The sequence below is a fragment of the Achromobacter colocynthidis genome (assembly GCF_057334535.1).
Genome location: NZ_JBHFIZ010000024.1, coordinates 287,795 through 306,412 on the forward strand (window position 1 = coordinate 287,795; position 18,618 = coordinate 306,412).

Consider the following 18,618-nt stretch of genomic DNA (forward strand, 5'->3'; position numbering starts at 1 on the left):
CTGCTGGGCGCCCGCCCGAAGCGAGCGCGGTACGCCTTGCTGAAATGGCAAGGCGACTGAAAACCACAGGCTACCGTCACGCCCATGATGGTCATGCGCGTCTGCAGCAATAGTTCGCGGGCGCGCAGCAGCCGCAACCACAGGTAGTAGCGCATCGGCGACATGCCCAGGTAATACTTGAACATGCGCTGCAACTGCCGCTGCGACAGGCCTATCTGGCCGGCAATCTGCTTGAACGTCAGCGGGTCTTCGATATGCGCTTCCATCAGTTGGGCCACGTTGACCAGCTCTTCGCGGTTGAACCCGACCCTGGCCACCATGGGAATGTGCTGCGGCTCGGTGGACGCGCGGATCCGATCCAGGCCGAACTGCTCTGACACGCCGTCGGCCAGCGCCATCCCGAAGCGCTCCGCCGTAATGCCCAGCATCAGGTCGATGGGCGCGGTGCCGCCCGAACTGGTCAGGCGGTCGCGGTCGATCGCGAACAGTTCGTCGGTCAGTTCAACGGAAGGGAATTCCTCGCGCACGGCGTACAGGTTTTCCCAGTGCATGGCGCAGCGATAACCTGCCATCAGGCCAGCCTTGACCAGCGCATAGCTGCCTGTACAGATGCCGCCCAGCGCCACGCCTTGCCGGGCCAGGCCGTGGAGCAGCCTGACGACGGGCTCGGTGACGTGGTCCTGCACCTGTATGCCGCCGCAGACGAATACCGCGTCCCAGCCGTCTTCCCTTCCGGAAGGAGCCAGTGGCCCGATCGGCAAGTGGTTGCTGGCTTCGACTTCCGCGCCATCCAGCGTCATGACCGACCAGCGGTAGAGCTCGCGCCGACTGACGTAGTTGGCCATGCGCAGCACTTCCACCGCCCCGGAAAACGCAATCATCGAAAACTTCGGCAGCAGCAAGAATCCGAAATGCAGCTGGGGCGCGCCGGCGGTGTGCCGCGCGGGCTCGGGATCGGGCTGTAGCTCGGGTTGAGACACGGGCCAGGACTCAGCAGAAAGGCGCGCGAAAGCTCGGTGCGTAGTCATTGAATCTTGATCCCCATCACTTATCGATGAGCAAATTGCTTAGCGGACGGCTACAGCACAGCAACACCATGCCCTGATCGATCTCGCGCTGGCGGATTCCGCCCTGGTGCCGCATATCCACCCGCCCATCCAGCAAGCGCACCTTGCAGGTGCCGCACAGGCCCTGCGTACAAGACGCCGCCAGCCGCAGGCCCGCGTCACGCGCGGCGTCCAGCAAAGGCTGACCGGCCGCGCATTGTATGGTGCGCTGGCTTTTCTGGAAGTGGATGCTGAAGGCGGGTTGGGCCGCGCTTGCCAACGCCGCGTCGGTTGAAGCGACGGCCTCGGCGGGTTTGGACAGCGCATCAAACGAGAAGCTCTCTTCGTGATGGCGCGCCATGTCAAAGCCGGCCGACTCCAGCATGTCACGCACCGCCAGCATGTAGGGCGCGGGCCCGCAAACGAAAATTTCGCGCCGCAGGAAATCAGGCGCCATCAGTTCCAGCAGCGGCAGGCTCAGGCGCCCGGTCAGCCCGTGCCATCCTGCGTGCTGGCCCAACGATTCGCAGATGAAGTGCGCGCGAAAATGACGCTGGCTTGCCGACAGCAAGGCCAGCTCGCGGCTGAAAATAATGTCGTCAGGCGTGCGGGCGCTATGCACGAACACCGTATCGCGGTCATCGCAGAGATCGCGATGGGTGCGCACCATGGACATCAGGGGCGTGATACCGGAGCCGGCCGACAGGAAAAGATATCGCGGGGCGGGATGCAGGGCCGACGAAAATTCGCCCGCCGGACCCAGCACCCGCAACACATCCCCCACTTCCAGGCAATCATGCAACCAGTTCGACACCTTTCCCCCCGGCACCCGCTTGACCGTAATGGACAAGGTGTGCGGCCGAGTCGGCGGAGACGAAATCGTGTAGCAGCGGTTGAACGGTTCGCCGTCGATGTCCAGCTCCAGCGTCAGGAATTGTCCGGGCGAAAACTGAAACGCATGCCCGGCGCGCGAGCGAAAGTAGAAGCTCTTTACATCGGCCGTCTCTTGCCGCACCTGGCAGCACAGCAGGGTTTCCTCGACGTTGCTGTCCCACGGTGAAGGCAGCCGCTGCCAGAAGCCGGGCTGATGGATGCGTAAAAGCGCGTGCGGCATGGCGGCCTCTTAATCCACGTAGCGGGCCGCCAGGCGGCCGACATACCAATTGCAGAACTTGTCGACCAGGCTCTCGGTGTAAGGCGAATAAGGCCCGGGCTGATACGCCGGGCTGCGCACCCCCTGCTGCGAAAGTTCTACCAGCGCGCGGTCTTGCGCATTGGTGGCGCGCCACACGGCGGTCAGGTTGTCGACGCTGTAGTCCACGTTCTCAACCGCGTCCTTGTGTACCAGCCAACGGGTGCGCACCAGCGTCTTTTCGGGCCCCAGCGGCAGCGCCGAGAAGGCCACGATGTGGTCGCTCATCAAGTGAAACCAGGCGTTGGGCTGCGTCCATAGCGACAAGCCCCCCAGGTCGCGCCGCGACAACCCGCCCAGCAACTTCTTCGACGCCGCGTTGCCGTCCAGCGTCTGGGATTCCCCGGCAAGGTCCAGCGGCAGCCGCCGTACGCGGAAGCCCGTGACACAGCCGTCCAGCGCTTCAAGCTCCGCCGAGGGCAGGCCGGCGGCCTCCCATTCCTGGCAACGCTCTGCCGATATCCGGTCGAAGTGCGCCATTTGCTCGGCGTTCGCGGGCGATGGCTGATAGCCAAAACCGAATTCGAACAGCGACACGGTCAGCTCGGGATGATTCACCGCGCAGTGATAACACTCGCGGTTGTTCTCCATGGTGAGCTTCCAGTTGCAGTCTTCAATGATGTCGATCTGCGCGGCAACCTTGCAGTCGCGTATCTGGTGCGGCCGCAGGTAGGGCTCCACCTGTTCGCGCATCACGGCGAAGTCGTCCGGTGCGTCCGGATCCAGGCAGATGAAGATCAGGCCGCTCAGGCTCTCGACCCGCACGGGCTTCAGGCTGTAGAGGCTCTTGTCGAACCCATCGCCCATATGCTCGGCGTAGGCCAGCTTGCCGTTCAGCGTGTACGTCCATTGATGGTAGGAACACACCAGGTTGCCGACCGAGCCCTGCGGCTGCACGCAAAGGCGCGCGCCGCGATGCCGGCATACGTTGTGGTACGCACGCACCTGCCCTTCGTCGTCGCGAACCAGCACGACGGACTGCCGCCCCACCTCCACCGCCAGATAGTCGCCGGGTTCAGGAATGTCTGGTTCGACGGCTACGAATATCCAGTGGCGCCCGAATATCTCTTCCATGTCCGCATCGAAGATGGCTGGGCTCAGGTAGAAATCGGCCTCAAGGCTGTAACCCTGACGGCGCCGGGCGATCATCGCGCGGACCGAGTCGTCTACAGTCTGGCGAACAACGGGAATCTGCTTGATGAAGGTCATTGATCCACCTCAGTAATCGATCAGGCTGTGGGTGCGCAGATAGGCGATGACCGCCTGCGCCTTCTCAAGAGGGCTGCCGTCGGTGATGACGGCCCCGCCGCGGCTTTCCATCGTGATCGCGGCCAACAGCCGAGCATGACCCGACCGAGATTCGCGCGCCGCCAATTTGCGTGGGCGCCCATGCGCCGCTTCTATCCGCAGCGCGGCAAGCGGGGCGGCCACCGCCGTTGACTCGCGCGCCACGATCCGGCCGGCGCGCTGCCGTGCATAGACGTGGCGCAGGTCCAACGAGGCCAGGGGATGCACCGCCAGCACTGCCGGCAGCGTGGCGGCGACTTCACGCCGCCTGCCTTTGGGCAGCCATTGCTGCGTGACGACGCTGCCCGCGTGGTTCTCGGCCGACAAGACGGCGGGCAACAGCGGCCTGTGCAGCGCCTGCGCCAGCAGATAAGGCAGGAGGCCGCTGCCCGCGCCACTTTCCGCCCGCGTGCCGCAGAGCACCAGGTCGTAGTCGCGCACGTGCTCAGCCAGTGCTTGGAGGACGTCGCCGCCAGGGGCAACGTCAATCGCCTCGATCACGGCTGCGCCCAGCGCCAGGTAGTCGCGCAGCGCCGGGGCGGCGGGGTCGCCCGCGTGGACCACATCCACGTCACCGCCCGCAAGCATCCGCGCCAATGCCAGCGCAAGCGCGTCATTGCGGCTTGAGCGCGCCACCGCGCTGACGGGGTGTTCGCCCACCGATACCAGCACCACGATGCGCGGCTTAGTCATGGCTGGCCTTGGGGTTGCGACGGGCGGCACGCGCCTGCCTGACTTCGGCCAGTAGTGCCTCGGCTACCCGTTTGGTGTCGTCGATGATGCTGAGATCGGCGCGCCTGACCAGCGGCGCGCTGGCGTCCAGGTTGACCGCGATGACGTGCCGGCAATCTTTGATGCCTTGCAGATGCTGCACCGCGCCCGAGATGCCGAATGCCAGGTACGCGCTGGCGCTGACCGTCTTGCCCGTGGCGCCGATTTGCTGGCCCCGCGAGAAGCGCCCATCGTCAACCGCGACCCGGCTGGCGCCCACCGCTGCGCCCAACGCGTCGGCCAAGGCCTGGAAGCCGGACAAGTCGCGCACGCCATTGCCCGCCGACACGATCAGGTCGGCCTCTTCCAGGCCCACTTCCGTTGCGGGTAGCGTGCGAGTGCCCTGATCGCGGTAGGCCGAGTTCATCGGCAGCGGCATGACGCGCGCGCTCTCGCCTTGCCCGACGAAGGGCAGACGGTCATCGATGGCGTCCGGCGCCAGCAGCACGATGCGCGGCAAGGCCTGGCGCGCCCGGCGCAGGCCCGCCCGCAGATAGGGGCTGGCCACGCTATCGGCGCTAAGTTCCACCACATGGGCCGCCGCGGTATCGCCCGTGGCGGCCGCCAAGCGCCGGCCCAGGTCGCCGTCGGGCAGGCCGTTGTCAGGCAGGAAGACATGCAGCGGGCGGTCACGCTCCATCAGCGCCATCAAGATGGCCAGTTCGGCATCAGGCGCATAGGCGGGCGGCGCGGTGATGACGGTGAGGCGGTCCGCGCCCAGTGCCCCGGCATCGCCGTCGAATTCGCCGAAAACCAGCAAATGCACGAAGGTGTCTTGCTCGGCAAGCAGGGCGGCGGCGGCCACGGCCTGCCGCGCGTGCGGGTCCAGTTGGCCACGGTCGCTGTGCGCCACGGCGAGCATGCAGCGCCGTGCCTCGGCGGCCCGTAAGGGCTTTATTTCGGTATCAGCCTGCATGTTCGGGCCCGATGACGGGCTGCCTTCGCCCAGCACGATGCGCCGGATTCCTGCTTCCGTTACGGTGTGGGGTCTGCGCGGATCGACTCTGCGTATGCGATGCATCATGCCTCCAAGGCGTCGGCCACCAGTTCCGCGATATCGCGCACGTCCGGCCTTGGCCCGACCACGCCTTCCAGCATGGCCGTGCAGTTTGGGCAGGCGACCACCACCCGGTGTGCGCCCACGTCGCGAGCGTCCTGGATGCGAATGTCGGGAATGCGCCGTTCGCCCGGAATATCCGTCAGCGCGGCCCCGCCACCACCTCCGCAGCAGCGCCCATTCAACCCATGGCGTGTCATTTCGTTGACCGTCATACCCAGGTGGCGCAATAGCTCACGCGGCGCCTCGGTCTCGCCGTTGTAGCGGCCCAGATAACAGGGGTCGTGATAGGTCAGGGGCGCGGGGTTGTCGGCCGGCTTCAGCCGCAAGCGGCCCGTGCCCGCCAACTGCGCCAGCAAACTGGTGTGGTGCAGTACGCGGTAATGGCCGCCCAGCGCGGGGTATTCGTTGCGCAGGCTGTGCAAGATGTGCGGGTCGGCCGTGACGATGCGCTCGAACGTCAGGTGCGACAAGGTCCGCATGAGGCGGCCGGCCAGAAGTTGGAAGGTGGCTTCATCGCCCAGGCGTCGAGCGACGTCGCCGGTGTCGGTCTCGCAAGCGCCCAGCACCGCAAAGTCCACTCCACCCGCGCGCATCGCCTTGACCAGTGCCCGCAGGCTGCGCTGGTAGCGCAGACCGAATGCGCCCTCGCCGGCAATCAACAACACGTCCACGGGTTTGCCGGGCTGAGCCTCCGCCACATCCAGGTCCACTGCCCAGTGGTAGCGCGCGCCCAGGTCATAGCCCCCGGCCGAGCCCGTTTCGCGCAAGTTGGCCAGCACCGTGGGCGCCGTGCCCGGCACCGCGCCATGTTCAAGCGTCTGCTGGCGACGCATGTCGATAACGGCGTCCACGTGTTCGATCAGCATGGGGCATTCGTGCACGCAGGCGCGGCAGGTGGTGCAGGCCCACAACGATTCGGCGGCGAGCAGCCCCGGCACGATGGCGCTATGGGCCCCGCCCTTGCAGTTGCCCACGGGCCGGCCCGGCATGGGGCTGCCGGCGTACGCGGCGTCCGATCCGCCCGCCATGCCCACCACCATGTCCTGGATCAGTTTCTTGGGATTCAAGGGCTGGCCCGCCGCATACGCCGGGCAGGCGGCTTCGCATTTGCCGCACTGCACGCAGGCATCAAAGCTCAGCAGTTGGTTCCAGGCGAAGGACGCCGGCTTGCCCACGCCCAAGGGCGCGGACGCCGGGTCGGCAAGCAACGGCAGCGGGCGCAAGGCCGCCTTCTGGCCGGGTGACGCGCGGCCGAATCGTTCTGGCCGAGGATGAAAAGCCAGATGCAGCAGGCCCGCCAACGCGTGCTTCATCGGCCCCCCACGGGCCACGCCCACCGTCAGTTCCCACGCGCCCAGCGCCAGCAGCGCCACGGTGGCGACGCCCGCCGCGCCCGATAGCAACGTCGTCGACACCCCACCAAGCAAGAGCAGAGCCAACGCGAAGGCGCCCAGCATCCAGGGCAGACGGCTCCACACCCCGCGCGACAAGCGCGCGGGCGGCTGGCGACGCCGATGCCAGACGAACAGCAGGCCGCCCAGCATCACCAGCGCCGCCACGGCGATGGCATGGTCCAAGGCCGGAACGTACAACGCCAGGCCGTAGTTCACTGCCACCAGCGCCATCGCGGCCACGGCGGCGCCGGCCGTCGCCACGTGCGTGCGGGCGATGTAGGGATCGCGCGCCACCACGCGATGCAGATCGACGAAGTACCGCTTGGGCACGGCCAGCAGGTCGCGCCAGCGCACCGGAGCGGCACGGCCCACGCGCCATAGCGCGGCCCGGCGCAAGCCACCCACGCCCAGACCCAGCAGCGACAGCCAGAACAGCACGGTAATGGCGATGGCGAACGGTTGCATGATCAGAAGTCCTTGCACAGCCGCAAAGCGTCGTAGATGGCCGCGTGGATGTTGTGCATCGACACGCAATCACCCACGCGAAAGAGCAGGAATCGGCCATCGCCCAAAGGCTGGCCAAGCGCGGGTTGCGGGTCGGCCGCGTACAGCGCATGCACGTCGGTCTGCCCCATGTTGGCGGACTTGCGCTTGAGCATGCCGTAAAGCGCGTCGTTGGGCGTGATGCCGTTTTCAATGACCACCTGATCCACCAGGCGTTCTTCGCGCTCTTCGGTGTATTCGTTGCGCAGCAGCGCGACTTTCTTGTCACCCTCGGCGCTGACACGCAGGAGCCAATGGTTGGGGGTTAACACAACCTGCCGCGCATACAGGCGGCGATAGAAGATCGGGAAGGTGGTGCCGCCCACGTCGTCGGCCACCTTGGGGTCGGGCGTCACGATCTCTACTTGTGCGCCCCGGCTGGCCAGAAAGTCGGCCACGCCCGCGCCTGCGTGCGTGCTGACGCCGTCATAGACCAATACGTTGCGAGCGGGCTCGACCGCGCCCGACAGGATGTCCCAGGAGCTGACCGCCAGCCCGCGTGCGACGCCCCAGTCCGGCTGTTCGTGCACATGGCTCAAACCGCCCGTGGCCAGCACCACGATATCGGGACGCTGCGCCAACACCATGTCCTCGGTGGCCAGCGTATCCAGCCGGCAGTCCACGCCCAGGCGTTTGAGTTCCAGCGCAAACCACCGCACGATGCCGTCCATCTGCTCGCGCTGCGGCGCCTTTGCCGCCAGCAGGATCTGGCCGCCGATGGCAGCGCCCCGCTCGAACAGCACCACGTCATGCCCGCGCTCAGCACAGACACGCGCGGCCTCCATGCCTGCCGGGCCGGCGCCCACCACCACTATTTTTCGATGTGGGCCGCGTGAACGCGGAACCACGTGTGGCATGGTCTCTTCGCGGGCGGTCGCCGCATTCTGGATGCACAGCACGTCCAGGCCGTCGTACTGCCGATCGATGCAGTAATTGGCGCCCACGCACTGCTTGATCTCGTCTTCGCGGTCGTCACGTATTTTCACGACCAGATGCGGGTCCGCAATGTGGGCGCGCGTCATGCCGACCAGGTCGGCGTGGCCCGCGGCCAGCAGGCGCTCGGCCTGCACCGCGTCGCGGATGCTTTGCGCGTGCATCACCGGTATTCGCACCACCGACTTGATGCCGGCCGCCAGATACGCAAAGGGTTCGGGCGGAAGCGCCATCGGCGGCATGCAATTGGCCAGGGAATTGTGCGTGTCCGCCCCCGACCCGATCACACCCAGGTAGTCGATCAGCCCCGTCTCGGCCATGGCTTGCGCAATCTCGCGCAAGGCTTCGTGGTCAAGGCCGTCGTCGTGGAATTCATCGCCGCACATGCGCAGACCCACGCAGAAATCCGCGCCCACGGCTTCGCGGACGGCTTGCAACACATCCAGCCCAAAGCGCAGACGATTGCGCAGGCTGCCGCCATAGGCGTCGTTGCGGAAGTTGGTGCGCGGGCTCCAGAATTGGTCGATCAGATGCTGGTGCGCGGCCGATATCTCGATGCCGTCCATGCCCGCCTGCTGCACCCGCTTGGCGGCCGCGGCGAAGTCGCCGATGATGCGCCCGATCTCTTCCACTTCGATGGTCTTGGCGTTGCCCCGGTGCACGGGCTCGCGCACGCCGGACGGTGACAGCAGATGCGGCCAGTGTTCGCCATGCCAGGCCGAGCGCCTTCCCATGTGCGTTGCCTGGATCATGACCTTGGCGCCGTGGCGGTGCATGGCGTCGCTGAGTTTTGCCAGCGGTTCGATGACGCGGTCGGTCGTCAGGTTGACCGACCGCCACCAGCCTTGCGGACTGTCTTGCGACACCGGGCTGGACCCGCCGCAGATGGCAAGACCCAGGCCGCCCTTCGCCTTTTCCTCGTAATAGGCGATGTAGCGGTCACCGGGCAGGCCGCCGGGTTCCGCATGCACCTCGGCGTGTGCGGTGCTGACGATGCGGTTGCGCAGCACCAACCGGTTCAGCGTCAATGGCGCAAACAAATGGGGATAACGCATGACCGGCCTCAGGCGACAGGGCTAACGGTGAATTCGCAGTGCGCGTGCCCTTCCGCGGCGCACTGGCTTTCCACGCACTGCGCCCGCGTGGCGCCACCGTGCTGGTCGGCAAGCCAGTCCATGGCCCCCGCGAACCACCCCGAGAACATGTGGCAACACTTGCCGGCCGCCTGTGGTTGACCAAGCACGAAGGCGGAATGGCGCAACACGATGCGCGCGGTCATCGCGGTGGGATCGGCATCGGTCAGCCTGAACAGGCCCCAGCCTCGTTGCGACAGCCGCGTCAGATAGTGCTCATAGACGGCAAGGCCGGCCAGGCGATGTTCGCGCGCTTCCTGCTCGCACCAGTGGTAAGCGGAACGATGTCCGGCGCCGTACAGGATGCGCGCGTAGGCCTCGTGCCCCAGCGCGGCTTCGACAGCCGCATGGTTGTTGATGAAGAAATGTCGTGGCACATACAGCATCGGCATGCCGTCCGTGCTCCAGACGCCCGTCTGCTCGTTGACGTTGATCGGAACCTGGGGATTCATCTTCACCGCTCCTTAAGCTGCCTGCACGCCCAAGGGCCAGACTTCGCCGAACACGTGCAGCCAGTTCTCGCCCAGGATTTTCCGGATGTGGATCTCGCTCCAGCCCGCGCGCTGCATCGCGGCGGTCAGATTGGGGAATTCGCCGATGGTCTGAATGCCCTCGGGGTTGCGGATGGCGCCGAAGTCCGTCAGCCGACGATGGCGGCCCTTGTCGTGCGTCAGCCAATCGAAGAATGGCTGGCCATATCCTTGCGTGAAATCGGTGCCGATGCCCACCGCGTCTTCGCCGACCAGGTCGACGACATAGCCGATGGCCTCGACATAGTCGTCCACGGTGGATTCCACGCCGCGCTTGAGAAAGGGCGGAAACATCGTCACACCGATGAACCCGCCGCGCTCTGCAATAAAGCGCAACTGCGCGTCGCTCTTGTTGCGCGGGTGTTCTTTCAGCCCGGCCGGCAGGCAGTGCGAATAGCACACGGGTTTGGAAGAAGCCAGGATCGCCTCTTCGGACGTCGTGGCGCCTACGTGGGACAAGTCCACCATGATGCCGACCCGGTTCATTTCGGCGACGACTTCGCGGCCGTAGCCGGACAAGCCGCCGTCACGTTCGTAGCACCCTGTGCCGATCAGGTTCTGGGTGTTGTAGCAAAGCTGAACCACGCGCACCCCCATGTCGGCAAAGGCTTCAACCGTGCCCAGGTTGTCCTGGAATGCGTGGCCGTTCTGAAAGCCCAGGATGATGCCCGTCTTGCCGTCGCGCTTGGCTTGGCGGATATCTTCGGTGGTGCGCACCAAGGTCACCAGGTCTTCATTGGCGCGAATCAGCGCTTTCATGGCGGCGATGTTGGCGACGGTTTGTTCGAACCCTTCCCATACCGACACCGTGCAGTTGGCGGCCGTCAACCCGCCCCGCTTCATGTCTTTGAACACGGACCGGTCCCATTTCGAGATGATCAGGCCGTCGATAACCATACTTTTCTGATGAAGCGTAGTCATGCGGTTCCCCCCCGGGAAAGGTGCCGTTCAGTAGATGGGATGGCGCTGGCAGAGCGCCTGGACCTCGGCTCGGATCCGTCGCTCGGTGGCTTCGTGCTCGTCTGGGCTGGTGGCCAGCATGTCGATCACGTGGACGATCATTTCCCCGATGGCGCGAAATTCGTCCTCGCCGAACCCGCGCGACGTGGCTGCCGGCGTGCCCAGGCGGATGCCGGAAGTCACTGACGGGCTTTGCGTATCGAAAGGAATGCCGTTCTTGTTGCAGGTGATACCCGCCTGCTCAAGGGTGCGCTCGACATGGGCGCCCGTGAGCCCCTTGGAACGCAGGTCCAGCAATAGAAGGTGGTTGTCCGTGCCGCCCGAAACCAGGTCGATGCCGCCCGCCATCAGCACGTGGCCAAGCGTTTTCGCATTGATCAGGACGCGGTCGATGTAGCGCTTGAAGTCCGTTTGCAGGGCCTCGCCGAAGGCCACCGTCTTGGCCGCCACCACATGCATCAGCGGGCCACCTTGCAGCCCGGGGAACACCGCGGAATTGATCTTCCTGGCGATTGCGCCGTCGTTGGTCAGGATGAAGCCGCCTCTTGGACCGCGCAACGTCTTATGCGTGGTCGAGGTCACAACGTGCGCATGCGGGAACGGACTTGGATGCTTGCCGGCCGCGACCAGGCCGGCAATATGCGCCATGTCCACCATCAGCAGCGCCCCGGCCTCGTCGGCGATCTGGCGAAAGCGGGCGAAGTCCGGCTGCCTTGGGTAGGCGGAAAAGCCCGCGATGATGAGCTTGGGTCGGTGCGCCAGCGCCAGGCGCCGCACTTCGTCGTAGTCGATCAGGCTGTCGTATTGGCGCACGCCGTACTGCACGGCGTTGAACCAGCGCCCCGACATCGCGGGCCGCGCGCCGTGGGTCAGGTGCCCACCGGCATCCAGCGACATGCCCAGGACGGTGTCGCCGGGTTCCAGCAAGGCCAGCATGACCGCGCCGTTGGCCTGGGCGCCCGAATGCGGCTGCACGTTGGCGTAGTCGGCCTGGAACAGCTCGCGGACGCGCAGCAGCGCCAGCGATTCCACTTCGTCCATGTGTTCGCAGCCACCGTAGAAGCGCCGCCCCACATAGCCTTCGGCGTACTTGTTGGTCAACACCGAGCCCTGCGCTTCCATCACGGCGCGGGACACCAGGTTTTCAGATGCGATCAGTTCGATTTGCGTCTGTTGGCGGCGCAACTCGCGTTCCTGCATGGCCATCACGACAGGGTCGCGCTTGGCCAGCGGCGCGGAGAAAAAAGACGACGAGGACTGGAACATGACGACCCTGCCTTCGGTAGCAATGACGTTCGGAAATCCGGCATGAACCGGCCGTGTGGAGCATTCTTTCCCAAAGGTCCTGGACGCTGTTATCTGAACCGGACCAGATCTTGTCCGATTACGACAACGGCAATCGCCATCGGCCGGCAAGCCGCCTGCATCAATGTTCTGCAAATTTTCGTATTCGTCCTAAGGGCACGAGCGCGCGGCTGGCCTACGATGCAACGGTCCCATGCCGAATCCTTCGAGCCGGCATCCCAGTGCGCCCACATCCGACCAAGGAGCCTCGCCATGAATGCACGCTTGCCGAGCCCGGATCGCCAGCATCTTCGGCACTTCGGTTTCCTGCCCTTGCCGCAATTCACCATGCTGTCGTTCATGACCGCGATTGAAGTGCTGCGCATGGCCAACCATTTGCTGGGCCGGCCTTATTACCGATGGTCCATCGTCAGCGCTTCATCCGGGCCGGTCGCGGCCAGCAACGGGCTGGCCGTACACGCCAGCGTGCCGAACGATGCCGATCCGCCCGACGCCGTGTTCGTTTGCGGCGGCACGCGCGCAAACGCCGACTTCGACCGCGCCACGTTGCAATGGCTGCAACACCTGGCCGCGCGCGATGTGACGCTGGGTAGCCTGTGCACGGGCGCCCACGCGCTGCTGCGTGCCGGCCTGCTCGACGGCTACCGTTGCGCGACGCACTGGGAAGACCTGGCAATGCTGCAACGTGAATTCCCCAAAAGCCGCTTGTCGCAAGACCTGTTCGTGATCGACCGCGACCGCATCACGTGCACGGGCGGCACCGCGCCGCTGGACATGATGTTGAACCTGGTAGGGGTATCGGTCGGCGCCGGCATCGTCGCCCTGATCGCCAACCAGTTCACCATCGGACATGTGCGCGACCACAAGGACAAGCAGCGCATGCCCGCATCGATGCGCATGCCCGCCGCGCATCCCGCGCTGGCCGAAGTCATCGCGCTGATGGAGGTCAACCTGAAAGAGCCGTTGTCGCTGGACGAGCTGGCGCATCTGTCGGGGGCTTCGCAGCGGCAATTGCAAAGGTTGTTCCGCGAACACCTGGGCACTACGCCCAAGCAGCACTATCTAAGCCTGAGGTTGCGCCACGCACGCGCACTGCTGCGCCAGACGCCGATGTCGATCACCAGCATCACGTCCGCCTGCGGCTTCCAGTCGGCCTGTCATTTCAGCAAGACGTACCGGGCGCTCTATGGGGCCGCCCCCAGCTCGGAACGACGCAATCCGCAGTCGTTTGACCACGATCGGCATGGCCCGGCGTTGGGACCAGGATCGGGGCCGGGATCGGGGCCGGGATCGGGGCCGGGATCGGGGGCCGGGTTGGATGCCAGATTGGGGGCTGGCCTGAGCACGGACCTGGACCCGAACGCCTTTTTCCCCCGCGCCACCCGCAGCGCTACACAAGCCTGAGATTCTGTGTATAATCGCTGTCTTTGGTGAACACGGCCTTCGAGGAAAGCTTCTCGAATTTCACCGAAACCCGCTGAAAATTTTCATGAATTTCAGCAGTGGCAGTGCAGCAATAGCTGTACGACAGCAGTACAACGCGGGAGTAGCTCAGTTGGTAGAGCGCAACCTTGCCAAGGTTGAGGTCGCGAGTTCGAGACTCGTCTCCCGCTCCAAATACAAGAAGGAAGCATCGGCCAACACCGCGCTTCCTTTTTTCTTGCAAGTGCTGGCGCAATGGCAGAGTGGTTATGCAGCGGATTGCAAATCCGTGTACGTCGGTTCGATTCCGGCTTGCGCCTCCAGTATCTTTAAGGCTCGCAGCGATGCGGGCCTTTTTGTTTTCTGGCGCGGCACGGTCGAGCCTCCTACCCCGCCCCCCGCCTCTCGCAACTCGTTACGCATCCCTACGCGCGGACAATCGAATGATTGCTAAGGTGACGCCGTTTTCCACTCACGTCGACACCATGCACCGCATTCTGATTTCCCGCGCCTGTTCGCCCATGCTTGCCCTGTCGACCGCCGCCTTGCTGTCGCTTGCACCGATAGCTGCCCAGGCCGATGACGACGACCGCCATCACCATCGTCACGGACGCGAGTACAAGGAAAAATACTGGGACGGCGCGTGCAAGGTCGAGCGCAAATGGAAGCGCAACGGCGAATACCAGGAAAAGCGCAAGTGCCGCGATGATTATCGGCACGGGTACTATGCACAGCCCCAGGTTGTCGTGCCGATGGCGGCCCCCGCCATTGTCATCACGCCGCCTTCCATCATCATTCGGCCCTGAACATGGATCAATCGGTAAAGGACGCGCTCGCCCGCTGGCCCAACGTGCCGGCGGTGTTTGGCTGGCTGTCGCTGGACGGACGCGGCCGGTGGCGCCTGCATCCGCAGGGCCAGGCCGCGCAAGGCGGCGCGGGCGAATCCATTACCAATACCCAGATCCTGGACTTCATCAACCGCAACTATGAACATGACGACGCGGGCCGCTGGTATTTCCAGAATGGGCCGCAGCGGGTCTTCGTGCGCCTGGACGGCGCGCCGTTCGTGCTTCGCCTGAGCGACGACAACCGCCGCCTGTTGACGCATACGGATGTGGCGGTCGACGCCATCAGTAGCTGGTGGCTGGACGACGCGGGCCAGTTGTACGCGGCCACCCAGGCAGGCGCCGGCTTGCTGCTGGACCGCGACCTGCCCGCGGTGCTGGACAAACTGTGTACCGAGAATGGGGCCCCACTGATTGACACCTTGGCCGACCTTGCGCCTGACACGACGATCTCGGTTTCCTGGCCTGGCGTGTACGCCGCCGCGCCCCTGTGCGCGATTACGCGGCAGGATGTAGCGCGACGCCTGGGGTTCGATCCCAATCCGGCTGGCTGATTCGCCAGCGCGGGTTCTGTCAGCCGCGCCCGCTCTTGACCAGGGCAAACTTGCCATCACCCAGCAGCACCAGCACGGCGGCGGCCATGGTCAGGAAGATCGGATATTCCCAACCCCCGCCGGCATTGCCAAAGCCCCAGCCATTGCCAAAGTGCACGGTGGACGCCACGAACAATTGCACCACCGCGATCGCCGCCACCCAGCGCGGCACGATGCCCAAAATCAATAGCACGCCGGCACCCACTTCGAAGAACGTGACGGGATAGGCCAGCCAGCCGGCGAAACCGATCTTGGCGAAGAACTGCGCGGTGCCGGGCAGCGTGAACACCAGCAGCTTGGTCAGGCCGTGGGCCAGGAACATGACGCCAAGCGCCACGCGCAGCAGCAGCGCGGCGTAAGGCGCGGTACGGGTATCGATCATTGCAATTCCTTGTGCGGTTGGGAATCTCCCGACACGGGAGATCCTTCCAAGGGCGCTATTCTTGCGATTCCAAAAACAAAGATAAACCTGCAGAATTGCAAATTATTGTTCCCCGTTAGGAAACAATCTTGGATACCCACACCGCGATGCAGACCTACGCCAAGGTCGTTGAATTGGGCTCTTTTGCGGCGGCGGCCGACAAGATGGGCCAGGCGCGCTCCGTTGTGACGCGGCAGATTGCCTATCTGGAACAGAAGTACGGTGTACGCCTGCTGAACCGCACCACGCGCAAACTCAGCATGACCGACGCCGGGCGCGCGTTCTACGAGCGGGTGCGCCCGATTCTGGCGGAGGTGGCGGACCTGGAGTTGTCGCTACAGGCCGAGGGCCAGCGCCCCAGCGGGCGCCTTCGGGTCAGTGCGCCGGTATCGTTCGGCATTCTGCATCTGGGGCCCGCCATTGCGGAATATCTGCAACGCTATCCCGACGTAGTCATCGACCTGGACCTGAACGACCGCGTGGTGGACCTGGTGGAAGACGGCTACGACGTGGCGGTGCGGATCGGGCCGCTGCAAGACTCGTCGTTGGTGGCACGCCCCCTGGCCCCGCAGCAATTGCTGGTTTGCGCCGCCCCCGCCTACCTGAAGCACCATGGCACACCAAAGACGCCCGAAGATCTGAAGCAGCACCGTTGCTTGCACTACGCCTATGCCAGTACCGGCAATGAATGGCACTTCGAGAAAGACGGGGTCACGCATCTGGTGCGCATCACCGCCGCGTTACGCGCCAACAACGGCGACGTGCTGCGCACCGCGTCGCTGGCCGGCCATGGCATTATTCTGCAACCCGAATTCCTGGTCGGCGACGATATCCGCGCCGGCCGACTGGTGGCCTTGCTGGCCGACTACGCGCACACCCCGATTTCCATGTACGCCATCTACCCGCATCGCCGGTTTCTGTCGCCCAAGGTGAGGTCGTTCGTCGAGCACCTGGAAGAACGGTTCGGCAGCGCCGCCCCGGCCGTCCCCGGGGGACGCGCCGGTCCGCGCCGCAGCCGTTAGAATCGAGCCCATGACCGCCAAATCGTCCATCGAATACTTCCCCGCCCCCCGCCGTTCGCTTTTTTGCAGCCAGTGCGGCACGCCCGTCAACCGCCGGGTGCCGGAAGGCGACAACCGTGAACGCGACATCTGCGATCACTGCGGCGCCATCCACTACCAAAACCCGCGTTTGGTGGTCGGCACGGTGCCCGTTTGGGAAAACCGCGTGCTGCTGTGCCGGCGCGCGATCGAACCGCGATACAACACCTGGACGCTGCCGGCCGGCTTCATGGAGCTGGGCGAAAGCACGGCCCAAGGCGCGGCCCGCGAAACGCTTGAGGAATCGGGTGCGCGCATCCAACTGGGCGAGCTCTACACCATGATCGACCTGCCGCAGATCGATCAGGTACACGTGTTCTATCTGGCCCAGGCGCTGGGGCCCGAACTGGATCCCGGCCCCGAAAGCCTGGAAGCCCGCTGGTACGACGAAGCCGACATTCCCTGGGACGATCTGGCGTTTCGCACCGTGGCGACCACGCTGCGCCACTACTTCGACGACCGCAAGCAAGGCGCGTTCGTCCCCCATCACTACACCCTAGAATCGCACCGTTGAAGCTTCCCTGGCTTGCCGTCGACACTCCGTTTCCGCCCGCGGAATATGCGCTGACGGAACCTGACGGCCTGCTCGCGGCCGGCGCCGACCTGTCCACCGACCGCCTGATCCAGGCGTATTCCAACGGCATCTTTCCCTGGTATTCGGAAGGCGAGCCCGTGCTGTGGTGGAGCCCGGACCCGCGCATGGTGCTGGCGATCAAGGATTTTTCCCCCTCCCATTCACTGCGCAAGCTGCTGCGGCAAATTGCCAGCCAGGAACTTGACGCGCAGCCGCGCGTGCAGGTGCGGGTGGACACCGTCTTTTCCGACGTCATGGCGCAATGCGCGGCCCCGCGCGCGGGGCAGCCGGGCACCTGGATCACCAGCGCCATGCAGCAGGCGTATGCGGACTGGCACCGGGCGGGCTATGTGCACAGTATCGAAACGTGGATCGACGGCGAACTGGCCGGCGGCCTTTATGGCATCAGCCTGGGCCGCATGTTCTTCGGCGAATCCATGTTTACCCGCGCGCCCAACGCGTCAAAGATCGCCCTGGCCTACCTGGTGCGTTATCTGGCGGCGCAAGGCGTGGAACGCATTGATTGCCAGCAGCAGACACAGCATCTGGCCAGCCTGGGCGCCCGCCCGATCCCGCGCGCGCAGTTTCTCGAGTACGTCCGCCATGCCACGGCACAGCCCCCGATTTTCTGGGCGCGGGGCACCCTGGACAGCGCCGCGCGCCTGCTGCCGGACGCCCCATCCGGCGGCGACTTAAGCGTTAATATGTAGCCATCTCATCGCGGACGTACCGCGCGATGCGCACTACTCCATGAGCCAGCTCAAAGAACTCCCCTTCTCCACGCTGCAGTTCTACGCAACCGCTCCCTACCCTTGCAGCTATCTGCCGGGTCGCCAGGCGCGGTCGCAGGTTGCCGCGCCGGGCCATCTGATCAACGCGGGCACCTATTCGCAGTTGGTCGAACAAGGGTTTCGCCGCAGCGGGTTGTTCACGTACCGTCCCCATTGCGACAATTGCCGTGCCTGCGTGCCCGTGCGCGTGGACACGGCGGGCTTCGCGCCCAACCGCAGCCAACGGCGCGCCTGGCGTGACCATCAATCCCTGCAGTCGTTCGTGGCAGAACTGGCCTGGTCGCCCGAACACTATCGGCTCTACACGCGCTATCAGCAGGGCCGGCACCCGGGCGGCGGCATGGACGAAGACAGCCGCACGCAGTACGCGCAGTTCCTGCTGACCAGCCGGGTCAACACGCGCCTGGTGGAATTTCGTGACCCCGAGGGTGTGCTGATGATGGTCTCGATCATCGACGTGCTGGATGACGGGCTGTCGTCGGTCTACACCTTCTATGACCCCGACATCGAAGGCAGCCTGGGCACCTACAGCATCCTGTGGCAGATCGAGCAGTGCCGCACGCTGAACCTGCCCTGGCTCTATCTGGGCTACTGGATCGCCGAGAGCCGCAAGATGTCTTATAAGTCCAGCTTCCATCCCGCGCAGTTCCTGGTCGATGGCGAATGGCGGGACCAGGCCAATCCGTCCCTTTGACTTGATTCCGGGGTAGCCTGGGTT

The 18,618-nt window shown here is 65.0% G+C and carries 18 protein-coding genes and 2 tRNA genes; 9 read left to right on the forward strand and 11 right to left on the reverse strand.

The window, feature by feature from the left end:
• The 10 genes from ACE04A_RS09965 to ACE04A_RS10010 form a co-directional block, all read right to left on the reverse strand.
• The coding region (locus ACE04A_RS09965) for a GlxA family transcriptional regulator (protein ID WP_485820110.1) at positions 1-917 on the reverse strand (917 nt) is incomplete at its 3' end.
• A gap of 127 nt (positions 918-1,044) precedes the next feature.
• Positions 1,045-2,160 (reverse strand): FAD-binding oxidoreductase, encoded by a 1,116-nt coding sequence (locus ACE04A_RS09970; protein ID WP_448718664.1) that lies wholly within the window; start codon positions 2,158-2,160, stop codon positions 1,045-1,047.
• 9 nt (positions 2,161-2,169) lie between these two features.
• Positions 2,170-3,447, reverse strand: coding sequence for an aromatic ring-hydroxylating oxygenase subunit alpha (locus ACE04A_RS09975; protein ID WP_448718665.1), 1,278 nt, complete (start codon positions 3,445-3,447; stop codon positions 2,170-2,172).
• Between the two features lie 9 nt (positions 3,448-3,456).
• Complete coding sequence (locus ACE04A_RS09980; protein ID WP_448718666.1) at positions 3,457-4,218, reverse strand: electron transfer flavoprotein subunit beta/FixA family protein; 762 nt, start codon at positions 4,216-4,218, stop codon at positions 3,457-3,459.
• Positions 4,211-5,317 carry an electron transfer flavoprotein subunit alpha/FixB family protein gene (locus ACE04A_RS09985; RefSeq protein WP_485820111.1) on the reverse strand — a complete coding sequence of 369 codons (1,107 nt, stop codon included), beginning with the start codon at positions 5,315-5,317 and terminating at the stop codon, positions 4,211-4,213. Before ACE04A_RS09985 ends, ACE04A_RS09980 begins: the two co-directional genes overlap by 8 nt.
• A complete protein-coding gene (locus tag ACE04A_RS09990) occupies positions 5,317-7,215 on the reverse strand; it encodes a (Fe-S)-binding protein (protein WP_448718667.1) in 1,899 nt (632 codons plus the stop codon). The genes ACE04A_RS09985 and ACE04A_RS09990 overlap by 1 nt, the downstream gene beginning before the upstream one ends.
• Positions 7,216-7,217: 2 nt before the next feature.
• Positions 7,218-9,281: an oxidoreductase gene (locus tag ACE04A_RS09995; RefSeq protein WP_485820080.1), complete on the reverse strand. Its 2,064-nt coding sequence runs from the start codon at positions 9,279-9,281 to the stop codon at positions 7,218-7,220.
• Between the two features lie 8 nt (positions 9,282-9,289).
• Positions 9,290-9,811, reverse strand: a complete 522-nt coding sequence (locus ACE04A_RS10000) for a 4-vinyl reductase (RefSeq protein ID WP_259252258.1) — start codon at positions 9,809-9,811, stop codon at positions 9,290-9,292.
• A 12-nt stretch (positions 9,812-9,823) separates the two neighbouring features.
• Positions 9,824-10,810 (reverse strand): dipeptidase, encoded by a 987-nt coding sequence (locus ACE04A_RS10005; RefSeq protein WP_448718669.1) that lies wholly within the window; start codon positions 10,808-10,810, stop codon positions 9,824-9,826.
• Between the two features lie 27 nt (positions 10,811-10,837).
• On the reverse strand, positions 10,838-12,115 hold the full coding sequence (locus ACE04A_RS10010; protein WP_259252262.1) for a serine hydroxymethyltransferase: 1,278 nt from the start codon (positions 12,113-12,115) through the stop codon (positions 10,838-10,840).
• 291 nt (positions 12,116-12,406) lie between these two features.
• Here ACE04A_RS10010 and ACE04A_RS10015 point away from each other — a divergent pair, with 291 nt between their 5' ends.
• The 5 genes from ACE04A_RS10015 (at position 12,407) to ACE04A_RS10035 (ending at position 14,975) form a co-directional block, all read left to right on the forward strand.
• A complete protein-coding gene (locus ACE04A_RS10015) occupies positions 12,407-13,558 on the forward strand; it encodes a GlxA family transcriptional regulator (RefSeq protein WP_448718670.1) in 1,152 nt (383 codons plus the stop codon).
• 136 nt (positions 13,559-13,694) lie between these two features.
• Positions 13,695-13,770, forward strand: a tRNA-Gly gene (locus ACE04A_RS10020).
• A gap of 55 nt (positions 13,771-13,825) precedes the next feature.
• Positions 13,826-13,899: transfer RNA gene (locus ACE04A_RS10025), tRNA-Cys, on the forward strand.
• A gap of 120 nt (positions 13,900-14,019) precedes the next feature.
• Positions 14,020-14,382: a hypothetical protein gene (locus tag ACE04A_RS10030; RefSeq protein ID WP_438858063.1), complete on the forward strand. Its 363-nt coding sequence runs from the start codon at positions 14,020-14,022 to the stop codon at positions 14,380-14,382.
• A 2-nt stretch (positions 14,383-14,384) separates the two neighbouring features.
• Positions 14,385-14,975, forward strand: a complete 591-nt coding sequence (locus ACE04A_RS10035) for a DUF2946 family protein (protein WP_448718671.1) — start codon at positions 14,385-14,387, stop codon at positions 14,973-14,975.
• A 19-nt stretch (positions 14,976-14,994) separates the two neighbouring features.
• On the opposite strand, the gene ACE04A_RS10040 is transcribed toward ACE04A_RS10035, so the two are convergent.
• The gene (locus ACE04A_RS10040; protein WP_259252268.1) at positions 14,995-15,396 is read right to left on the reverse strand and encodes a DoxX family protein; all 402 of its coding nucleotides are present in this window, start codon (positions 15,394-15,396) and stop codon (positions 14,995-14,997) included.
• 128 nt (positions 15,397-15,524) lie between these two features.
• Here ACE04A_RS10040 and ACE04A_RS10045 point away from each other — a divergent pair, with 128 nt between their 5' ends.
• Genes ACE04A_RS10045 through ACE04A_RS10060 form a run of 4 tightly spaced genes read left to right on the forward strand, consistent with a single transcriptional unit; the run spans position 15,525 to position 18,594 of the window.
• The gene (locus ACE04A_RS10045) at positions 15,525-16,457 is read left to right on the forward strand and encodes a LysR family transcriptional regulator (RefSeq protein WP_448718672.1); all 933 of its coding nucleotides are present in this window, start codon (positions 15,525-15,527) and stop codon (positions 16,455-16,457) included.
• A 10-nt stretch (positions 16,458-16,467) separates the two neighbouring features.
• Positions 16,468-17,049 (forward strand): NUDIX hydrolase, encoded by a 582-nt coding sequence (locus tag ACE04A_RS10050; protein WP_100852912.1) that lies wholly within the window; start codon positions 16,468-16,470, stop codon positions 17,047-17,049.
• The gene (gene aat, locus ACE04A_RS10055; protein WP_448718673.1) at positions 17,046-17,819 is read left to right on the forward strand and encodes a leucyl/phenylalanyl-tRNA--protein transferase; all 774 of its coding nucleotides are present in this window, start codon (positions 17,046-17,048) and stop codon (positions 17,817-17,819) included. Before ACE04A_RS10050 ends, aat begins: the two co-directional genes overlap by 4 nt.
• 40 nt (positions 17,820-17,859) lie before the next feature.
• Positions 17,860-18,594 carry an arginyltransferase gene (locus ACE04A_RS10060; RefSeq protein WP_259252281.1) on the forward strand — a complete coding sequence of 245 codons (735 nt, stop codon included), beginning with the start codon at positions 17,860-17,862 and terminating at the stop codon, positions 18,592-18,594.
• The last annotated feature ends 24 nt before the right edge of the window (positions 18,595-18,618 follow it).